The organism is Chryseobacterium sp. YR221 (assembly GCF_900176315.1).
Lineage (GTDB): Bacteria > Bacteroidota > Bacteroidia > Flavobacteriales > Weeksellaceae > Chryseobacterium > Chryseobacterium rhizosphaerae.
Genome location: NZ_FWXM01000001.1, coordinates 382,886 through 403,483, shown reverse-complemented (window position 1 = coordinate 403,483; position 20,598 = coordinate 382,886). Strand labels below are relative to the sequence as shown.

Sequence of the window (20,598 nt, the reverse complement as noted above, 5' to 3'; positions counted from 1 at the left end):
CCTTAATTTCACTGGAGAAAACAGGCTGGTGATTTAAAAAACAGCAATATAAATTCAATAGAGATGGGCTAAAGCCCATCTGATAAAACATGACAATCAATTTGGCTTTAGCCAAAACCTACTAAAACAGTTTGAAAAGTTTTAAAGCAAACCGGCCCCTTAAGTTCACTCAAGGGGCCAGTTTGTTGTTCGTATTAGACTACAGAATATTATTTATTCATTCCCAAACTGTTATACAATTGCACCTGCCATATTCCTACGACCTCTTTAAGCATAACAAATGTAAATGCAGCATTATAGCTGTTAGGAAATATTGTTATTTCAGTATCTATAAAATCCGATGCTTTAGGAATAGGTTTTAAGCCAAAGGTTTGAAACAGAGCAACAGATCTTTTCATATGAAACCCCGAGGTCACCAGATATACACTGGATGGCCCCATCTGATTTACTATCTGGCTGGAATATTTTGCATTTTGATAGGTATTCATACTTTGGTCTTCCTTAATCATGTCAGAATCCGGCACCCCCATCTTTTTAAAATTCTCTCTGAATAATTCTGCTTCACTTGTATGTCCTCTTCCTTTTCCGGAAATTAATATTTTACATGGCTGATTATTTTCCCTGTATTCATGATACAATTGATAGGCAGTAACTATTCTGGAATAAGACATGGTATGCAATTTCTCTGTATTGTCAATATCTACCACCCCGCCACCGAGTACTACAATAATGGGATTCTGAGCCGGTGTACTCTTCATCCCTGAAGTACTGATATAGCTTTTCTGCAGATATCCGGAGATTAGTTTACCCAGAAAACCGTTTCCTATAAGGATAATCATGACAACTGCTGATATAAAAATTCCTGTTCTCAGATTTTTACATTTATTTTTTCTTTTCAGCAGAGCGATGATAACTACTGCAAGAAATACTAAAAAATAAGGTTCTGTAAAAAGCTGTAAAACACGGAATAAAAAGTCCAGTAAAAATTTCATCTATGATACTATTGATTAATGCTAAGAAAATATTGGATTTTCAAAGATAAGGTTATTTCATGACTCCTGTTTTTCTCAACAGATTCCAGGGGGCTTCTATCCCAATAAATATAAGATGATGAAGCTGTTAACAAATGATAATACTAAGAATAATGCAGGCCTGCTTTGTTTATAAATATTTTTTATACATTTGCAGTCATAAAATATGACACTATTTAGTGTGTTAACATATATTAATATAAAAAAGTCTCTGCTTTTTTATATAAAATCCGAAACTATAAACTAATAACAATAGCATTGAAAAAGCAAAAGAAAAACACCATTTTTATTACATTATTCCAGATATTTCTAGACAGATATTTTTGTAAGTAAAAAAACTTAGTAACACCTATTAAAGCAGAAATAGCTTACATCATTTTATTCTTAAATAAGTAAAACTATAATTCTTGAATGGTATTTATATTTCAGGAATAGTATGGTTTCGGCGGCCTCCGGCCGCCGAAACCATATCCCCTCACCTTCATCAGGCAAGTTCACTTGCCCACCCTTAGCTCCTTAAAATATACAGCACCATCATAAAACTTTGCGTTTAACCTAAAAAAATATAAATCTCTCGCAGATCAAACAGATTACGCAGATTGTAATCCCCAATCATCTGCTTGATCTCCGAAATCTGCGAGAATTGATAAAAAGAAACAAGCGAAAGAGTTTACTTCTCTTACCATAAAAACATAGTCCCTATCCACTCACCTTCATCAGCAAGTTCACTTGCCCTCCCTTAGCTCCCTAAAATGTACAGCACCATCATAAAAACCTTTATATTCACAAACCTGATAGTATAGCAACAAACCGCATGAGTTTCCAATTCAATAAAATCACTAAATAGTGATAAAACGCATCTTTGCTTACCTTTTTTCACTAGTTTTAAAGCCTTCTAAAAATTACAAAACAATGAAAGAGTTTTTAAACTTCCTGAAAAAAAGTAAAATTTTACAATTTGTAAAAGAATATTTACCTTTTTTTATTATTATTCCACCGTCGTTGGGGGGAATTAAGCAAATTTTTCAGATCAGCATGCATTCTCCTAATCTTGTAAGTAAATGTTTTTCAGTGTCTCAGGTAGTTTTGGATGGCATTTTAATTCTACTCAATATGCCGTTCATGCTGTTTGGTCTGCTCCTGTATTATTTATTTAGAAATTATCCTGAGAAAAAATACAAAATCGGTATAATCCTATTAATAATTGTAGTATTAACGGTATATGCCTATTTGTACTATATTACTAATGACTCATCCGGCCTTATCCAACTTATACTTTACTTAGTTCTGAACGGTGCATTTATACTATGTTACCATTATCAGAAGAAACTATTAACTCAGAAATATGGTAAAGTAGCCTATATAACCTTTATAGCACTGCTCTTTTCATTTCTTAATAATATAATTAGCATAGGAAGTGAACTTCATATCTATAATTTTAGAGTTCTTATAGATAAAGTTAGGTTAAAGCATTCCCAAGCTATGTTTCTATATTCTAATGAAAAGTGTATCCTTTTTGATCTGAATCCGAAAGAAGGTGATTATTTGATTATAAAGTATGAAGACATTTATTTTGATAATAGTGTAACAGAAAGTGAAGAAAAAAAGGCCACTACAGATTCAACTGTTGTGGACAGAACTTATAAAAAATAAGCTGATCTGTTTACTTTTACAATATTACCAAAATAGTACAATCACCATCATAAAAATTTGCATCCAACAAAAAAATAAATCTCCCGCAGATCAAGCAGATTACGCAGATCTTATCCTTTACTTATCTGTATAATCTCCAAAATCTGAGGGAAATTATAAAAAGAAACAAGCGAAAGAGTTTATTTCTCTACTATAAAAACAGAGTCCCTATCCACTCACCTTCATCGGCAAGTTCACTTGCCCACCCTTAACTCCCAAAATATATAGCACTATCATAAAACTTTGCATTCATAAAACGCGTAAGAATAAAATAAACACTAATCTTCATTTTCAATAATAACCACATATATAAAATCTTATTTTCAAATAATTTCCATTTAAAAATTATATTTGTCATTAAAATTTTTCATAAATTAATTCAATGAGCAAACCAATTATATTTGGAGAGATAGAAGGATTCCAAGAAGGACATTTATTCAAAAACCGTCAAGAAATCATGGATAGTAATCTTCATAGAACCTTGCAAGCTGGTATTGATGGGAACATAAAAGAAGGTGCTTCCGTAATAATCCTTTCAGGAGGATATGAAGATGATGTTGATAATGGAAATGAAATCATTTATACAGGCGCTGGCGGCAATGATTCCAATACAAAGAAACAAATAGAAGATCAATCTTGGAGCAACAGAAGCAATGCGGCCTTGTTAGTAAGTATGGACCAAGGATTAGCTGTTCGAGTTATAAGAGGAGAAAAACATAAATCACTCTATTCACCTAAAGAAGGTTACAAATATGCCGGATTATATAGTGTTGTAGATGCGTGGGAAGAAATTGGAAAAAGTGGTTTTAAAGTTTGTAGATTTCTACTAAGATATTCTGGTTCTCAACTTACAGATAATCTATTTCAAGAATTTAATTCTAAACAGCAAAAAATAAGGAAAGAAACCGTAATACTCAGAATAGTGCGTGATACGAAAATAGCTGTGGAAATAAAAAAATTATACGATTTTAAATGCCAAATTTGTAATATTAGTATCCCAACAAAATCTGGTCATTATGCAGAAGGAGCCCATATAAAACCACTTGGAATGCCCCATGATGGAGAAGATAGTATTGACAATATCCTTTGTCTATGTCCTAACCACCATGTTATGTTCGATAAAGGAACCTTTTCTATATTGGATAATTATGAATTGATAGGGCATGAAAATGGAATATTACTTATTCATAAAAATCACAAAATTAAGCCCTCAAATTTGCAATATCATAGAAAAGCTCATGGGTATTAGTGAGTTGTATTTTCTAATATTTCGCCCCTTCTATAGTTTAGTTCATAAGGTTTTTTATTAAAAGTCAATATTTTCTCAAAAAAAAACTTGCGTAGCTAAATAACTACACATATATTTGTAGTCAAATAACTACACAATGAATTTAAGAAGAGATGTTTTTCAGGCGATTGCAGACCCTACCAGAAGATCTATATTGATGCTGGTGGCTGCTCAATCCATGACCGCAGGAGCCATTGCTTCCAATTTCGATACCGCAAGACCTACCGTTTCCAAGCATCTTCAGATCCTTACAGAATGCGAACTGTTAAGATCTGAACAGAACGGCCGTGAAATTATGTACCACCTCAATCCCCATAAAATGAAAGAAATAGCCAATTTTATAGAACCCTTCCGCAAAATGTGGGACGAGAAATTCAATAAGCTTGAAGATGTGATGAAAGCATATCAAAACATAAATAATAAGTAATGGGCAATGAGTAATAAGAGATGAAAGATGAGAGACGAATAGATAATAATATCAATTTTCTCCCACTCTAATACTCTAATACTTTCCCACTCTCAAACCCTAAAACACCAACCTCAAAATATGGAACTTAAAACAAAAATCCACGCAGAAGATGGCAAACAGGAAATCTTCATCATCAGAGAATTTGATCTTCCTGTTGAATTGCTCTTCAAAGCCTATACAGAAGCTGAACTTTTTGAACAATGGATGGGCACCAAAGTGACCAAATTTGAAAACAGACCACACGGAAGTTACCGCTTTGAAACCTTAAATCCTCAGGGAGATGTAGTGTTCAGTGCCAATGGAGCTATTCATGAAATTGTTCAGAATGAGAAAATTACGAGAACTTTTCAGATGGAGAACACGCCTTTTCCTGTTCAGATTGAGTTTTTAGAATTTGAAAAATTAACCGATACTACCAGCAAAATTACGATCCAAACCATTTATAAATCCGTAGACTTCAGAGATCAGCACCTGAAAATGCCATTCGCTCAGGGGATTAATATGGCGCATAACCGTTTACAGGAAATGTTTAGAGAGACGAAGAGATAATAGACGAAGAGAGGAGAGACATGAATACCATAGTTTACATTGTAAGTGCAAATAGTGAATTTTGTTTTGCAAATGAATCGTCAATTAGCAATGAAACAACAACAACCTTGAACATTACACTTTAAACTTCACACGCTCTTACCCTCCCATCCTAAAACACTCAAACTCTCCCACTCTAATACTCTCAAACCCTAGAACTCCAGAACCCTCAAACCCAAAACACATGAATCCAAAAGTTGATTTTTTCTTCGATAAAGCCACGCAATGGAAAGAAGAATTTGAAAAATTAAGAACCATTGCACTAAGTACCGAATTGGTAGAAGATTTAAAATGGGGTTGTCCCTGTTACACCTATGAAGGAAAGAATATTTTCTTAATTCACGGTTTTAAAGAATATTGTGCACTTCTCTTTTTTAAAGGAGCATTGATGAAAGATCCTGACCAGATTTTAATTCAGCAATCTGAAAATGTACAGGCGGCAAGGCAAATCCGTTTTACAGATATTCTACAGATCAATGATCTTGAAAAAGAACTTCGGGCCTATATGTTTGAAGCTGTAGAAATTGAAGAATCCGGGGCAAAAGTTGAAATGAAAAAAACCAAGGACTTCGAAATGGTTGAGGAATTTCAACAAAGATTAGATGAAAATTTGGCATTAAAGGAGGCGTTCGAAGGATTAACACAGGGAAGACAACGGGCCTACCTACTCCACTTCTCCTCTGCCAAACAATCCAAAACCAGAGAAGCAAGAATTGAGAAGTGCATCCCTCAAATCCTGGATGGAAAAGGACTTAACGACTAATCACAAAACTTAATCAATATGGAAACATCAAACCGATCAGAAAAAAGAACAAAAATCATCTATTGGATATTTACCCTTTGGATGGCCCTGGGAATGGTTTCTACAGCTATTGTCCAGCTTATGAAAAACAAAGATGAACTCGCCAACTTCACCAATTTGGGCTACCCCGCTTACCTGATGACCATCATAGGAGTCTGGAAAATTTTAGGCGTTATCACCATCCTTATTCCAAAGCGTTTATTACTAAAAGAATGGGCCTATGCCGGGTTTTTCTTTGTGATGTCAGGAGCAGTTATCTCCCACCTTATTGTTGGAGATACCGCAGCCAGAACACTTCCGGCTGTATTATTATTGGTTTTAGTCCTTATTTCCTGGTATTTCAGACCTGCCAACAGAAAAATTGCTTTTACCAATCATTAATAAAACGATAAAGATGCCATACAATCATTCTGCTATAAGGTTGTTGGAAAAACGCAAAGCCGCAAAGATTAATACAGCAAGACTACTCCAAGACACAAGAAAATCAACGATTTCCAGTAAGGACAACCAAACAATACTGTAAATTTAGATCACCAGCATTAAATTTTATCGCAGATAAAATCCTTGCGTCCTAAAGCAATATTTTTTATAATAATTTGCGTCCTTGCGATTAGCCAACTATTTACTATTAGATGTTGGAAAAACGCAAAGACGCAAAGATTAATACAACAAGGATATTATAAGACGCAAGAAAATCAACGATTTTCAGCAAGTACAACCAAATACAATACTGTAGATTTAGATCAACAGCATTCAATTTTATCGCAGATAAAATCCTTGCGTCTTAAAGCAGTATTTTTTATAATACTTTGCGTCCTTGCGATTAACCAAATAAACATTCATCTTTACAGATGTTGGGAAAACGCAAAGGCGCAAAGATTAATACAACAAGGCGATTGTAAGACGTAAGAAAATCAACGATTTTCAGTAAGTAAAAACAAATATAATATTGCGGATTTAGATCAGCAGCATTCAATTTTATCGCAGATAAAATCCTTGCGTCCTAAAGCTGTATTTTTTATAATACTTTGCGTCCTTGCGATTAATAACCAACTAAAAAATTTATCACAGAAAAAATTTTCACACCTTAAAACCGTATTTTTATGGCAATGAGTGCCTTTAAAGTTAACCCCAAACATTCTCAATAAAACATCATTAAAACGAAATTTAAAATGAAAAAGAAAGCATTAACACCCGAACAAAGCGAAATTCTTTTAAAAGTTTTAAAAACCCGCTTTGAGAAAAATAGGAACCGCCACAACGACCTGAAATGGGAGAAAATACAGCCAAAACTGGAAGCCAACCCTGAAAAACTCTGGTCACTGAACGAAATGGAAGCCACAGAAGGTGAACCTGATGTGGTAGATTATAACAAAAAAACAGACGAATATATCTTTTTCGACTGTTCCCCGGAAAGCCCTAAACGCCGAAGCCTCTGCTATGATTACCAAGCCTGGGATTCCCGAAAAGCCAACAAACCGGAAAGCAACGTCATTGATACGGCTGCTGAAATGGGAATTGAGCTTTTAACCGAAGAACAATACCGCCAGCTTCAGGAACTCGGAAAATTTGATCAGAAAACGTCAAGCTGGGTAAAAACACCGGCTTCTATCAGAGAACTTGGAGGAGCTATTTTCTGTGACAGACGCTATAATACCGTTTTTATGTATCATAATGGTGCAGATTCCTATTATGCAGCGAGAGGATTCAGGGGAATGGTGAAGGTGTAAGAGAGTTTGAGGGTCTCAGGGTGTGAGGGTGTGAGGGTGTGAGAGTTGGAGAGTTGGAGAGTGAAAAAATCAAAGATTTTTTTAAAACTTTAGTGTACTTTATATACGCAAAGTTGGAAACTTTAATAACTTAAGTGTTTAAAGACTTTTGTGACTTTTGTGGTTACAAGAAGGGCCTTATCTACTGCGCTTGGATTCCTACGGAATGACAAACAGAACATATCATACACCACTCTATATAAATCTCAACATTGCAAATATTTAAAACACTTTAGTACACTTTAGCAAGTTTAAAAGAATAGTACATAAGTAAGTACACTTAAGATGAAAATCAAAGATTTTCTTAGAACTTAAGTGTACTTTATATACGCAAAGCTGGAAACTTTAATAACTTAAGTGTTTAAAAACTTTTGTGACTTTTGTGGTTACAAGAAGGGCCTTATCTACTGCGCTTGGATTCCTACGGAATGAAAAATAAAACGTTTAGTCTATTATAAATTACCGGTCTCTCTTTTCCAATAACATTCATGATCCTTTTAGCCATGGAGATTCTACACTCCAGAATATAATATGGACCCCCAGGAAATCCTGAGCATAGCTTACAAATTCTTCTTTGGTAAAAGGTTTCTTTGTTTTCGGATTTTTATATGTTAAGGTGGGTTCCTGAACGGCCATGGCTACCAATGGTAATTTTCCTTTATACTGATGAAAGAATGGATAAGAATTTTTCATCTGGGCATTTTTATTGGGAACAATATCCGGCCCTCCCAATCCTATATTATTTTTGCTCGCAAAATCAAATAAGCGGGACATATACTGATGATCGTTTTCCCATTCACATGGAAAGAAATTGACATACTGTAAAACATAAGATTGTTTGAAAGCATTCCTTGCAAACTTTAGATTATCCAGCTCGGCCTGAAAGTAGGTGTCGCAGCTGAAACCTGTTTTATCTTTTTTCATATCAATATCGATGGCTGTTTCCGGAAGGTTAATGCCCTGGATCTTTCCGTCAAACTTTTTGGCCAACGCTTCTATCAGTTTCTGATACCTCTCCCGAACTGCAGGGTTCCATTGCTGGGTGACCCAACCACTTCCTACGGGTTTATTCTCACCCGGATTGTCATATTGGGCAGCCAGTCCGCCGGTATATACCTTTTCATTTAAAATATAATCGGGAACGTACCTTGCCTGAGGTTCGAAGAACCGATCCTGAAGCTGGATAAAAAGCTTTCTGTCTAAAGAAGTCAGGTAAGCTAAGTCTTTTTCAATACCCGAAAAATCATAAACATCTTTTGATGTTTCCAGTGCTCTCCAGTTATAGACAATCTGCACTCCTCCAATATCTTTTCGCACAATCATTTTCTCAATGTTCTGCAGATCTCCCGACGAGGTATAAATATAGTTTTGGGGCGTTTGTCCCATTAAAAAATGTAATCCTAGCCATACTATTCCTAATCCCAGTATTCTTGTGGTCATTGTCATCGTGATGAATTTAAAAATAATATACTATGAATCATTTTCCGTGCCCAAGTCAGTGATCTTTTTAAACTTTTGAAAAATATTCTTATTTATCTATAATATTCTTTAATATATAAATAGTATCACTAATTTAGCAGTTCAAATTTGATTTAAACAACTGAGGATATGAAGAAATTAATATTACTGAGTGCTGTTTCGGCATTTCTGATCAACTGTAATAAGAAAACAGAAGCTCCTGCTCCTAAAACGGAAGCAGATACCATTGCGGTAGCTGAACCGATAGTAGATACGCTGGGCCCCAAATCATTCTGTTATATAGGTGTGACCGGAAAAGACAGTGTTTTTGCTTCTATTGATGATAATTTAGGAACAATCATTGGGAAATTATCTTATAAAAACAGTGAAAAAGACAGCTCAAAAGGTGATGTCACAGGTTTTAAATCCGGAGATACGTTGAAACTGACTTATGAATTTGCCTCTGAAGGGAAAAAAAGCAAAAGGGATATTTACTTCCTACAGAAAGACAATACATTGACAGAGGGAATTGGGGATCATAAGGAAGAAGACGGACATTCAAAATATGCTGATGAAAAGAAGATCAGCTATCAGGATGGACAAAAACTGAATACAGCAGATTGTAAGGCAGTGAATAAAGGCCTAAAATAATGGTCTCTGATATATAAAAAAACAGCCCTGATTTTGGGGCTGTTTTTTTTATGTTTTATAATTCTCTGTTTATAATTTCTATAAAACTATTCACAGCATCATCTCCTGTATTCCAGGAAGTGATGAGACGGATTGCAGAGAAGTCTTCGTTCACTTTTTTCCAAACAAAAAAATCAAAACTTTCAGACAGTACCTCTATAAGTTCATTGCTTACAATAGGGAAAATCTGATTGGTATAGGTATCTGCAAGAAACTGAACACCCTTGCTGCGGAATGCATTTTTGATTTTCATCGCCTGCTGATTGGCGTGCTTTGCAAGATCAAAATATAAATCATCTTTCATCAGCTCTAAAAACTGGATTCCCAAAAGTCTTCCTTTTGCCAGTAAAGCGCCTTTCTGCTTGATATTAAATGCAAAATCTTCCTGAAGGCTTATCGTATTAATCACGATAGCTTCACCTATCAATGCTCCGTTTTTAGTACCTCCAAGATAAAAGATATCCGTTAATTCCGCTACCCTTTCCAGGGTAAGGTCGCTGATTTCTGAAGTAAGTCCGTGTCCCAGCCTCGCTCCATCCATAAACAGGTATAAACGGTTCTGTCTGCAAAAATCTGAAAGCTCTTCTAATTCTTTAGCCTGGTAAATGGTTCCGAGTTCTGTAGAATTGGAAATATATACCAGCTTCGGCATTACCTGATGGGGTACATTTTTATGGCTTTCCAGCACCGGAATAATATCGGACGGCCTTAGTTTGCCATCCTCCGTTTCAATGCTTAATATTTTGTGCCCTGTTGCTTCAATAGCCCCGGTTTCATTATTTAAAACATGTCCGCTGGATGCGGAAATAGCACATTGATAAGGTTTTAGAATGGAAGAAATAACAATCAGGTTAGCCTGCGTTCCACCGGAAACTAAATAGACTTCTGAATCTGCTTTTTTTATTTTTTCTTTTATGAGTTCTTTAGCTTTTAATGAATACTCATCTTCTCCATAGCCAGCCTGCTGTTCAAGATTACACTGTAAAAGGGTCTGTAATATATTAGGGTGACATCCCTCAGAATAATCGTTTTTAAATGAAAATTTCATAGAGTAAAATTAAAAAAATGTAATAATATTATCCCTATGAAAAAGAGTTAAAATATCAGAAATATCAGGCTTCCGAAACAACTTTCGGAATGATATGTTTTATGGTACAAAATCATTTGGCTGCCCCACCTGATAGTTTCCTTCAGGCTTTATATAGATCTTATATTTCTTTTTGCAGTTTTTATCGAAAGGTTCAATAAAATAAGATTTTCCGTTTTCCAGATAAGCCCCACTCAGTTTGCCGGAAGCAATGGTCAGTGTGATGAGTTTTGTCCCGTCTTCAGACTTTCCTTTAAAACTGTAGATTCCTGCTTTTCTCAGAATATCTGTGGTTTTATTACTCGTTATATATTTTGTTTCCTTACCATAAATATCATACAGATTAAAAATAACTTCCCTATCAGTGATTTCTTTCAATTTATTTTCCTGAATGAATTTTTTAGGATTGAAAGCAAAAACAAAACTCTGTTGTTGCTGTACATGGTAGAACAAGTTAAACAATAAGAATATTATAATATTTTTCATTTATTGGTTTCAGATGTTATTTTCAGAATATAAAAAAAGTAGTCATAGAGCCTGTTTAAAAACGTAAAATAAAAAAAACTAAGCCTAAAAATTGGATAAAAATTGTCATTTTAGAGTTATAAAAACTAAAACTAACCATGTACCCAACTAATTTAACTCAAGCTCAGTGGCAATTTATAAAAAAAACATTGAATTTTGATGAAAGAAAACGAAAATATGATCTTATAATTATCTGGAATGCGATCAGTTACATTGTAAAAACCGGATGCCAATGGAGGCTACTGCCATCAGATTTCCCTAAATGGCAATTGGTTTATTACTATTATTCAAAATGGGCCAATCTTGAAATTTTCGATTTATTACTATCAAAATTAAGAGAAAAAGTACGGCTAAACAGAGGCCAGAAAGCTGAAGCAAGTTTAGGAATTATGGACAGCCAAAGTGTACGCTGGGGAAATAATCGTTCGCTTAATGGCTTCGATGGAAATAAAAAAGTGAAAGGCATTAAAAGGCATGTTGTGGTAGATAAAAATGGCTTTTTATTAGCTGTAATGGTAAGTGTAGCCAATATGCACGACAGTAAAGCGGCTTTATTGCTGATGAAAACACTCCAATATTTATTGATTCCCCTTCAGCTCATCCTGGCAGATGGAGGGTACAGAGGAGATATCGTTGAAGAAATAAAAATTAAATTTAGTTGTATTATTCAAACCGTGATAAGGAATGGTAAACAACATCATGAGTCTGAATCTACCCATCAACGATGGATTATTGAAAGGACATTTTCATGGTTTGATAATGACAGGAGGTTATGCCGGAATTATGAGCTTCTAATGGAATCTTCTGAAAATATGGTCAAATTATCTGCAATAAAATTATTACTGAATAAAATTTAAACAGGCTCTGGTTATATAAAAAAAGGGCTATATAAATATAACCCTTTTTAAATTTCATTTCCTATTTACTTCTTGATAACTTTAGATTGGTTGATCAAGGTTTTGTTATGTAGCAACTTCAACATATAAACTCCGGCAGTAAATTTTGAAAAATTAATCTCGGAATTTATTACACTGTTAGCATCCATTAATCTTCCTGAAGCATCATAAATTTCATAATGAGTGATTTTCTCATCACTATGTATCTGAAGATAATCTTTTACAGGATTGGGAACCAACCCGATCTGTTTCTTAACGATATCACGGGTGGCCAAAGCTGCAGTAATAATTAAAGTAACACTATTGGTACTTAGCTGGTAACACACTTTGCTCTGTGTAAGCTGACCGATAGTCTTATTAAGCAATGCACTTTCAGCTCCTGTAAATGAAATTCCCTGCACCGTATAGGTTCCCACCGGTAATGATGTAAAGTCTGCAGTAGCATTGGTGCTAATTATAGTATTGTTAGCAGAATTAATCGCTGCATACGTATAGTTAACCCCGGCAGGGATATCAATAATATTATAGAATTTCCCAGGCCCCGAAGTACTAAGAACCACACTGGATCCTGCAGGCGTACTACTCAAATTTCTTGTAGTGGCAAGATATTCCACCCCTTTTTCCAAATTGGCACTGAATGATCTGTAATAGGTAAAGCTGGTACCTGTTCCGGAATAAACAGCATTTGACGTCACAAAATTGGCTGTTCCGGTCTGATTTCCTTTAAAGATGGTCACTGCTACTCCACTTGGAGAAGGATAGCTCAACGTATAGCTTCCGGTCTCTGTCACCTTAAATCTAAAAGGAAGCATGCTGGAACCCGACACAAGCAAATGAGGAGCTGTTTGAGTCTGATTGTAGATATACCAGTTTTCCGGGCCCATATTAGCTGCATCAAAAGTCAGCGTTTTAGCATTATAAATATCACTGGATGGTGTTTGTGGCTGCAAATTAAGATTAGCCTGCTGGCTGCCCTGAGCGGCCGTTACCACCTTTGCATTTTCTACAATGATCGTATGGAAGGCATTACAGTTCGAATTGATAATAAAATTGGTATTAGATACATCAAAGAATTCTGCAAAATCATTAATCACTGCAGTCACCTTTATTCTCGCCTTATCGGTATACGGAACGAATGGTAAAGCTACAGCAGCCGTACCATTATTGGGTACATTGGAAGCAAGTGTATAAGGGAAGGTTTCTCCCCCATCCGTAGAAAGAAGAATATTGACCGTATTTTTTAAAACATTGGTCTGGTTAACATCCCATGTTACGTTGATATTAGAATCCGCATTTACGGATACATTTGAATTGGGATAAGTCACCGTTAAAGGCCCTTGGTTGGTCACCGTTACCACTACCTGATCAGAATCTGCCCCTCCTGAAATCACACTGTTATCTCTTACTGTAAATCTCATCTTCATTGTTCTTGCTACCAGAGGAAGCGCTTCTGCTTCATTGGTAGGAGGCGTATTCTGATTGTCCAGGACAAATTTCATCTTCGGGAAATACCTTTCAGTGGTAAGGGTACTCTGCTCTGATCTAAACAAAGGAGCGGTAGTACTGTTTACTGCAGAATATCCGCCGCTTCCGTTGACTGTACTTCCAAATGCCCCTTTATCATTGGCAGTAGCCACATCTACCTGATCCCAGGTGTATGATAAATTGGAGTCTTCAGCATCACTTCCTATTCCTTTCAATTTAAAAGGGGTGTTTTTCGGAATGCTGATGGCTGTATTTCCGGCATTGGCAGAAGGCGGTGTATTCGCTACCGCTACAGAACTAAAGCAGGTAGAAGATACGCTAAGTGTATTTAATACCTGATCAATACTTTTGGCATGGAAGTAATTCAGTCCGTTATTGCCGGTATTCGTCTGATCGTTAGGCGTCGTACAGTTATTTTTATAGGCCATTATCGTAGATCCTGATCCAGGTTCTACCGCCGCTGCGGCATTCCATCCTGAAGTACAGAATGTAGGGCTAGAAGGTGTTCCTCCTACAGCATTATACGTATGTCCTGCCCCAAACTGGTGTCCCATTTCATGAACAATCAGGTTGGCAGACAATGATTTTGGCATAGAAAGCGTCCACTGGCTCCAGGCTCTCGCTTTGAGAGAGGCTGTACAAGGCCTCGGCCCTGCCTGTCCCTGAGCACTTCCGTTAGCTCCCGGCATAATGTTGAAGGTATGTCCAATATCATAATCAGCATAGGGAAGCGTTCCGTTTGTATTGAGAACATCAAATCCAGCCTGTGAGTTGGCTGCAGAAGCAAAAGAAGGATCTACCGTAAAAGGATCTGTAGCTCCATTGGTGAAAATTAAGGTTTTATTGACCGTTTTATCAATCAAAGCAAAGGAAATGGATAATTCCGACTCGTAAATCTGGTTAATAAGATTCATCATAGCTACCAATTCTCCAAGGGCGGCATCCTGATTTCCAAGAGCTGTGGTAAATTCTCCGGTGGTAGCCACTGCCATTCTGAATGTTTTCAAGGTATTTCCATAAGGGAAACCGGTTACTGACTTCTGAACATTCAGCCCTTTGGCTACCGCCTCTAAGCTTTCTCTGAAATCGTTCTCATCAGCTCCACACTGAAATTTTTCACCAAACATTTCAAAAGAATTATAAATCCGGTATTCTCCTTTTTTAGTTTTATAAGGTTCAATAATATAATATCCCTGACCAGACTTGATCATAGCAGAAATTTCATTTCCTACTAATGTAAGCTTTATCTTATCCTGCCTGTCTTTTGAAAATCCGTCAAACGTTATAATGTTATCAAGCCTCTTATTGAGAAGATTATTTTCAGACAGGATAAATTCTTTTTTAGTTCCGTCAATAAGAGTCAATACGATAGACTGATTATTAATTTTTTTCGAATTTTTCCTGTTGGCATCAATATTTCTCCTGAAATTTTCCGTGTTTAAGGTAAAGGTAGTTCCGGGAAGATCATCACTACTCAGGCCATGGGGGCTTAATACCTGTGCATTCATAAGGAAAGATGCACAAATAGAAATGAATGTAATTCTTAGTTTCATTGTTGCAGTTTTTTTAAGCATTAAAGATAAATAATTAATCAATATACAGGGAATAAAATGATATAAAACACTTACATTTAATGATAACTCTTTATTAAAAACTATAAATATTTATCATTCTAAGTGATTTACTGCAAAAAAAGATCATTCCCAAAAATGTTGAAATAACAACTCCATCTTCTCCGTCTGTTTATTTTAATATTTTTTTTTGTTAGATTTGTATTGAAAATCATCTAACATTTTGAAAACAACACTCACAGAAGAAAATTATTTGAAAGCACTGTTTCATTTAGTTGACAATGAAGGAAAAGTAACGATTAATGAGCTCAGCAAATTTTTAAATGTAAAAATGCCGAGTGTCAATAATATGATGAAGAAGTTCGCAGAGAAAAAATGGGTCATTTATGAGACCTATAAGCCTCTGATTGTGACAGAAAATGGAAGACGTGAAGCCGCATTGGTAGTCCGTAAACACAGACTTACTGAAATGTTTTTGGTAAAAAAAATGAATTTCGGTTGGGAAAATGTTCATGAGATTGCGGAGCAGCTGGAACATGTACACTCTCAGATTTTCTTTGATAAAATGGACGAAATTCTGGATTATCCAAAATTTGATCCTCATGGAGAACCTATTCCGGATAAAAAGGGAAATATCATTGCTCAGGATCTGCAGAGATTGAGTAACTGTGAAGTGGGTGAAACTGTAATTTTCGCCTCAGTTACCCTCTCCGATGATGCTTTTCTAAGCTACCTTACCGAAAGAAAACTTCTTCTCAATACCAGAATCAAGATTCTTAAAATTGAAAGCTTCGACAAATCTGTAACTATAGAGATTGAAGGAAAAACAGAAGTACTCAGTAAAAAGGCTACTGAGAAAATACTGGTAAAAAAATAATCATCGGTATAAAGATCAAATAGGTAACCAAGACTTTCACGTCCTATGAGTCTTATTGGAAATTGTTAAAAAACGGTTAAATACTTTTTTACGAAAACTTTGGTGCTTTAAATTTATTAGGTTTGCAAAACTTTCTGCTTGCCACTTCTTTCGTCAAGCAATAAAACATTAATTATTACCCTAAAAATTATGAAAAAAAGCATTCAGTTTTTTATTATTTCCATGTTGCTAAGCCCGCTTGCCAATGCTCAGGTAAGAGATTTTGTTATAGAACCACCTATTAAACCCAACCTGTATATTTACAAAACATTTGGAGTATTTGGGGGAAAGGAATATTCTACCAATGCAGTGTATCTTATTACCAAAAAAGGAGTCGTTTTATTTGATGTTCCATGGCAGAAAACACAGTACCAAAGCCTGATGGACACCATACAAAAGCGTCATAATCTTCCTGTGATTGCTGTATTTGCAACCCACTCACATGAAGACAGAGCCGGAGATTTAAGTTTTTATAACAACAAGGGTATTAAAACCTATGCTACAGAAAAAACAAATGAACTCCTGAAAAAAGACGGCAAAGCAACATCAACTGAAATCATAAAAACAGGGAAGCCTTACCGTATAGGCGGAGAAGAATTTGTGGTAGATTTTCTTGGAGAAGGACATACTGCCGACAATGTAGTGGTATGGTTTCCAAAATATAATATTTTAGATGGCGGATGCCTTGTAAAAAGCAGAAATGCTGTAGATTTAGGGTACACAGGAGAAGCTAATGTAAAGCAATGGCCGCAAACAATGGAAAAACTAAAGGCTAAATATTCTAAGGCTATTATGGTTATTCCGGGGCACGATGAATGGAAAGGAGGTGGACATGTAGAACACACCCTTGACCTTCTGAATAAAAAATAAGATTCAAAATTATATAAAAGGACCTGGCAATTAATTGTCAGGTCTTTTTCTTTTTATATTTGGTTACAGCTTAAGCATCGCAGACACCTTTTCAATTTCCTCCATTGTATTAAAATAATGAGGTGACAGGCGTATAGCCTGATCTACATTTTTTAAGGTAAAGTCAATTAATGCACCATTTTTATTATTTACTTTAAAAATAATATTATTCTCCTTTATTATTTTTTGAATGGTGTCAATCTTTCCATCCTGCTCACAGAAAGTAATAATACTGCTCAATTGATTTCCTTTGTCTAAAATTCTGAACCCATTATCCAGAAGATGGGTTCTCAACGTTTCAGACAATTTTCTGTTGTAGTTTTCAATATTGACCATTCCTATCGCATTGGCATACTTTAAAGCTTCTGTAAGCCCAAGCAATGAAGCATTGGATCTTTCAAAAAATTCAAATCTTTTTGCGGTTTCACTGAGCTGATAATCATCAAATGCAGTCCATTCAGCACCATTACTATCCAGAAATAAAGGGGCCATTTTTTGAGCTAATACATGGTCCGAAACATATAAAAATCCCGTACCTCTCGGTCCCCTTATAAATTTCCGGCCAGTTGCCGTTAAAAAGTCACAATTCATCTTTGTAACATCTACAACCAGCTGTCCTACCGACTGGCAGGCATCTACAAGATATAGGATATCATACTGCTTACAGAGCTTCCCTACTCCTTCCACATTTTGAATTAACCCTGAGTTGGTAGGAATATGAGTCACCGCAATTAATTTGGGGCGGTGCTTTTGGATTAAGTGTTCAAAATACGCAAGGTCCAGCTCATTATCCGGCATATTGACCGCTCTGATCACTTTGATACGATATCTCCTCTGTAAAGAAATAAAAGCAATATGGTTTGATATATAATCATCATTGGTGGTAATGATACAGTCGCCATCTTTAAAAGATATACTTGACAGTGCTTTTGCATACCCATCGGTGGCACTATTCGTAAAAGCAATGTTGGAAGGTTTACTATTAATCAGCTTCGCAGCCTGTTCATAAAACGCATTGATTGGCTCAATGTTTTTCTCTGCCGTGGTATGCCCTCCCAGCTCCTGTTCTTCATATAAATATTCCACCATTCTTTCAACAACAGGCTTAGGCATCAGGGATGAACCGGCACTGTTTAAAAATATCTTGTCTGAACACCCGGGAGTGTCCCGTCTTATTGCATCTAGATTCATTCTATAAGTCGTTATAAATTTGAAAAGTAGTGACTCGGCAAATAGTTTTAATTTGAATAATCAGCATTCACAAAAAATCCCGAATTTTCATCCGGGATTAATATTGTATTACATTAGATGATGTTAATCTAAAACACTCCATCCTCTCTTCGGATTGGTGTTGGTAGAAACTTCCTGTTCATTAACGATAATATTCTCTTTTCTCTGACCGATATAATCAAGTTCGCTTAATTTAGAGAAAATAGTCTCTAAACTTCTTAGCATCTGCTGGATGTAAAGCAAGGGCTCTCCACAATTGTGATGGTCATAATTGGTTTCAGCTACAATAGAAAGCTGGTTCAATAAAGTATGGGGTGCAATTTCGCTCCACTCCAAACTATAATTCAGCATTTCTTCCAGCTCTGCAGGAACCAGAAGCTGAGTCGCGTTGTATAAATGAAGAGCCAGTTTGGCAAAAGACTCAATCAAAAATACTGGGGGCTGCCAAGGGGTAATATTTCTAAACTGGAAATACATATCTCCAAAAGTATTAACCATTGTACTGCATAGAAACTTAACATTCTGTGCCAATGCCGTATTCTGGTTTTTATGAGAGGTCTTTTGAATGATCTTAAATGCATATTGCTGCAGATTTCCAATAGACTTCGCAAAACTACCATAATAATCTACTAAAGCCGGATGACTCTGAACAGAAGTACATGGAGGAATGAAATTCGAATCTACCTGTGCAATATTTCCTTTCAAATCAACTTTACCAATGATCAGATAATTTCCTCCGGAATAACTGCTGTTAAGCGATGTTACAGGAAGTAATTCCAGATGGTGATTCGGTTGGGCATTAGGATGACGTGGTGGAATCTCCTCAGGATCAATATCTCCGAAAGGTACTTTATCAAAAGGGTTAACGGATATCAAAATATAATAATCTCCGTCAGCCTGCTCTTCATTCATCGTTTTGGCCAACGACTTTACACTTATTCTCCTGTCTGTCAGTTCAATACGGTATCCCGCCATGGTCACCGCACTGCATCGCTTGATGACAAGCTGTACATCATTGGTGGCTGTATTATGAACATCAAAAATAGTGCGGTCTGTAATCTCTGTGGAGATAGGTAAAAGTCCGTAATTATATGTAGTAATTCCAAGTGAATTGGAATCTCTGATAGTGTCAATTAAGAAATTATCCTGATCATTAAGGTGTCTTTGGGAAACTTTCATCCCATCTACCCAATTGATTGCAAAATGTTTTATAGGCTGTATCATGTTAAATACTTTTTAGTTTTTTGTGATTATGGTTTTCTTGAAACTCCTTCCTCTTCATGCTGAATGACTCTTTTACAGATCACCACTTCATTCTCAGAAATGCTGTTTGTAGAAATATCCTGGTCAAAATCTATATATTTTCTAAAGCTGAAAAATGATTTCTTGGTATAAAAGATCCAATAATAAGGTTCAGCTTCCTGATCTGAAAGATGGATCACAGAACTTGGATTTTTGTGGTTGTAATCATCTACCACTCTATAAAACCAATCTCCAAAAGTAACTCCTGTCGGAAGTGTTTTGGCTTTAATTCTAAACCTGTTTGTATCTTCTAAATTCTTACTTAATTCAACATTCAGGACCATTAACCTGTCAAAATCTGCACCTTCAAAATCCGGCAGTTTCTGATCCGGAGAATATCTCCATGTCTTGTAAATATCAAAAGGAATACTGATAAGCTGCATATAACAGTAATAGAATACCATTGGAACAACGAAGATCAGTATACTGGTAGCGGCCATCACCGCATATCCTGTACCCTTACTCATCCAGTTGAAAATCAGGGTGAACAGGAATCCTCCAAAAACTATACACGTTAATGAAAGTATAGATTCAAATAAAATGCTCATGGCCAGAGAATCTATGTGCTTTTTGAAATATTTGTGCAGGAGATTAACATGAATAATCCCTAAAATAAGGTAAACAACCTGTGCAATCAGATACCAATACGGATTAAATAAATTTCCGGCAAATCCAAAAACGCCCGGAATAGCCAGACATAAACTGCACAGAAGTACGTATACAATAATTACTTTAATTTTTATCGCAGGTTTGTTTCTCCTGATTATACCAAGTATAACCATCATAATAACTGCGATTAAAGGCATTAAAATATACCTAAAAAAAATACCCTTTACTGAAGAAATTTCCATTTGTTTCTTTTCGAATTTATACTTTGTTGGTAGTTGTAA

Annotated in this window: 20 protein-coding genes; 12 read left to right on the top strand and 8 right to left on the bottom strand. The window is 35.7% G+C overall.

Translation table 11 applies throughout. The features are described 5' to 3' along the window. Positions 1 to 209: 209 nt before the first annotated feature. Positions 210 to 992 (bottom strand): YdcF family protein, encoded by a 783-nt coding sequence (locus B8967_RS01880; RefSeq protein WP_084084131.1) that lies wholly within the window; start codon positions 990 to 992, stop codon positions 210 to 212. 951 nt (positions 993 to 1,943) lie between these two features. Here B8967_RS01880 and B8967_RS01875 point away from each other — a divergent pair. The 7 genes from B8967_RS01875 to B8967_RS01840 all read left to right on the top strand — a co-directional run bounded on the left by B8967_RS01875 (position 1,944) and on the right by B8967_RS01840 (position 7,600). Continuing rightward, a complete protein-coding gene (locus B8967_RS01875; protein WP_084084130.1) occupies positions 1,944 to 2,684 on the top strand; it encodes a hypothetical protein in 741 nt (246 codons plus the stop codon). Positions 2,685 to 3,105: 421 nt separating this feature from the next. Next, positions 3,106 to 3,972, top strand: coding sequence for a YDG/SRA domain-containing protein (locus B8967_RS01870; RefSeq protein WP_084084128.1), 867 nt, complete (start codon positions 3,106 to 3,108; stop codon positions 3,970 to 3,972). Positions 3,973 to 4,108: 136 nt separating this feature from the next. Further along, positions 4,109 to 4,438 carry an ArsR/SmtB family transcription factor gene (locus tag B8967_RS01865; RefSeq protein WP_084084126.1) on the top strand — a complete coding sequence of 110 codons (330 nt, stop codon included), beginning with the start codon at positions 4,109 to 4,111 and terminating at the stop codon, positions 4,436 to 4,438. A gap of 120 nt (positions 4,439 to 4,558) precedes the next feature. After that, complete coding sequence (locus B8967_RS01860) at positions 4,559 to 5,029, top strand: SRPBCC family protein (RefSeq protein ID WP_084084124.1); 471 nt, start codon at positions 4,559 to 4,561, stop codon at positions 5,027 to 5,029. A gap of 223 nt (positions 5,030 to 5,252) precedes the next feature. Then, complete coding sequence (locus B8967_RS01855) at positions 5,253 to 5,831, top strand: YdeI/OmpD-associated family protein (RefSeq protein ID WP_084084122.1); 579 nt, start codon at positions 5,253 to 5,255, stop codon at positions 5,829 to 5,831. Between the two features lie 18 nt (positions 5,832 to 5,849). Continuing rightward, positions 5,850 to 6,251, top strand: coding sequence for a DoxX family protein (locus B8967_RS01850; protein ID WP_084084121.1), 402 nt, complete (start codon positions 5,850 to 5,852; stop codon positions 6,249 to 6,251). Positions 6,252 to 7,042: 791 nt separating this feature from the next. Then, a complete protein-coding gene (locus tag B8967_RS01840) occupies positions 7,043 to 7,600 on the top strand; it encodes a DUF4256 domain-containing protein (protein WP_084084117.1) in 558 nt (185 codons plus the stop codon). 525 nt (positions 7,601 to 8,125) lie between these two features. Here B8967_RS01840 and B8967_RS01835 read toward each other — a convergent pair. Further along, complete coding sequence (locus tag B8967_RS01835) at positions 8,126 to 9,079, bottom strand: hypothetical protein (protein WP_228405983.1); 954 nt, start codon at positions 9,077 to 9,079, stop codon at positions 8,126 to 8,128. Positions 9,080 to 9,247: 168 nt separating this feature from the next. Between B8967_RS01835 and B8967_RS01830 the strand changes: the two genes are divergently transcribed. After that, positions 9,248 to 9,748, top strand: a complete 501-nt coding sequence (locus B8967_RS01830; protein ID WP_047495365.1) for a hypothetical protein — start codon at positions 9,248 to 9,250, stop codon at positions 9,746 to 9,748. A 55-nt stretch (positions 9,749 to 9,803) separates the two neighbouring features. On the opposite strand, the gene B8967_RS01825 is transcribed toward B8967_RS01830, so the two are convergent. Next, entirely contained in the window at positions 9,804 to 10,835 is a 1,032-nt protein-coding gene (locus tag B8967_RS01825) for a threonine aldolase family protein (RefSeq protein WP_084084115.1), read from the bottom strand. Between the two features lie 99 nt (positions 10,836 to 10,934). Then, positions 10,935 to 11,360, bottom strand: coding sequence for a hypothetical protein (locus B8967_RS01820; RefSeq protein ID WP_084084113.1), 426 nt, complete (start codon positions 11,358 to 11,360; stop codon positions 10,935 to 10,937). A gap of 137 nt (positions 11,361 to 11,497) precedes the next feature. Here B8967_RS01820 and B8967_RS01815 point away from each other — a divergent pair, with 137 nt between their 5' ends. Continuing rightward, a complete protein-coding gene (locus B8967_RS01815) occupies positions 11,498 to 12,256 on the top strand; it encodes an IS5 family transposase (RefSeq protein ID WP_084084111.1) in 759 nt (252 codons plus the stop codon). A 65-nt stretch (positions 12,257 to 12,321) separates the two neighbouring features. Here the strand turns inward: B8967_RS01815 and B8967_RS01810 are convergent, their stop codons facing one another. Continuing rightward, positions 12,322 to 15,333 carry a reprolysin-like metallopeptidase gene (locus tag B8967_RS01810; protein ID WP_179140017.1) on the bottom strand — a complete coding sequence of 1,004 codons (3,012 nt, stop codon included), beginning with the start codon at positions 15,331 to 15,333 and terminating at the stop codon, positions 12,322 to 12,324. Positions 15,334 to 15,574: 241 nt separating this feature from the next. On the opposite strand from B8967_RS01810, the gene B8967_RS01805 reads away from it, so the two are divergent. Both B8967_RS01805 and blaIND read left to right on the top strand, forming a co-directional pair. After that, positions 15,575 to 16,228, top strand: a complete 654-nt coding sequence (locus B8967_RS01805; protein WP_047495380.1) for a metal-dependent transcriptional regulator — start codon at positions 15,575 to 15,577, stop codon at positions 16,226 to 16,228. A gap of 189 nt (positions 16,229 to 16,417) precedes the next feature. Continuing rightward, positions 16,418 to 17,137 (top strand): IND family subclass B1 metallo-beta-lactamase, encoded by a 720-nt coding sequence (gene blaIND / locus B8967_RS01800; RefSeq protein WP_084084107.1) that lies wholly within the window; start codon positions 16,418 to 16,420, stop codon positions 17,135 to 17,137. 63 nt (positions 17,138 to 17,200) lie between these two features. On the opposite strand, the gene B8967_RS01795 is transcribed toward blaIND, so the two are convergent. Further along, a complete protein-coding gene (locus tag B8967_RS01795) occupies positions 17,201 to 18,367 on the bottom strand; it encodes an aminotransferase class V-fold PLP-dependent enzyme (protein ID WP_084084105.1) in 1,167 nt (388 codons plus the stop codon). A 123-nt stretch (positions 18,368 to 18,490) separates the two neighbouring features. Beyond that, complete coding sequence (locus B8967_RS22740) at positions 18,491 to 19,111, bottom strand: hypothetical protein (protein ID WP_143330446.1); 621 nt, start codon at positions 19,109 to 19,111, stop codon at positions 18,491 to 18,493. A 75-nt stretch (positions 19,112 to 19,186) separates the two neighbouring features. Between B8967_RS22740 and B8967_RS22735 the strand changes: the two genes are divergently transcribed. Further along, positions 19,187 to 19,483 carry a hypothetical protein gene (locus B8967_RS22735; RefSeq protein WP_143330445.1) on the top strand — a complete coding sequence of 99 codons (297 nt, stop codon included), beginning with the start codon at positions 19,187 to 19,189 and terminating at the stop codon, positions 19,481 to 19,483. A 173-nt stretch (positions 19,484 to 19,656) separates the two neighbouring features. Here B8967_RS22735 and B8967_RS01785 read toward each other — a convergent pair whose 3' ends face one another. After that, the gene (locus B8967_RS01785) at positions 19,657 to 20,559 is read right to left on the bottom strand and encodes a TssN family type VI secretion system protein (RefSeq protein ID WP_047495390.1); all 903 of its coding nucleotides are present in this window, start codon (positions 20,557 to 20,559) and stop codon (positions 19,657 to 19,659) included. Positions 20,560 to 20,598: the final 39 nt, after the last annotated feature.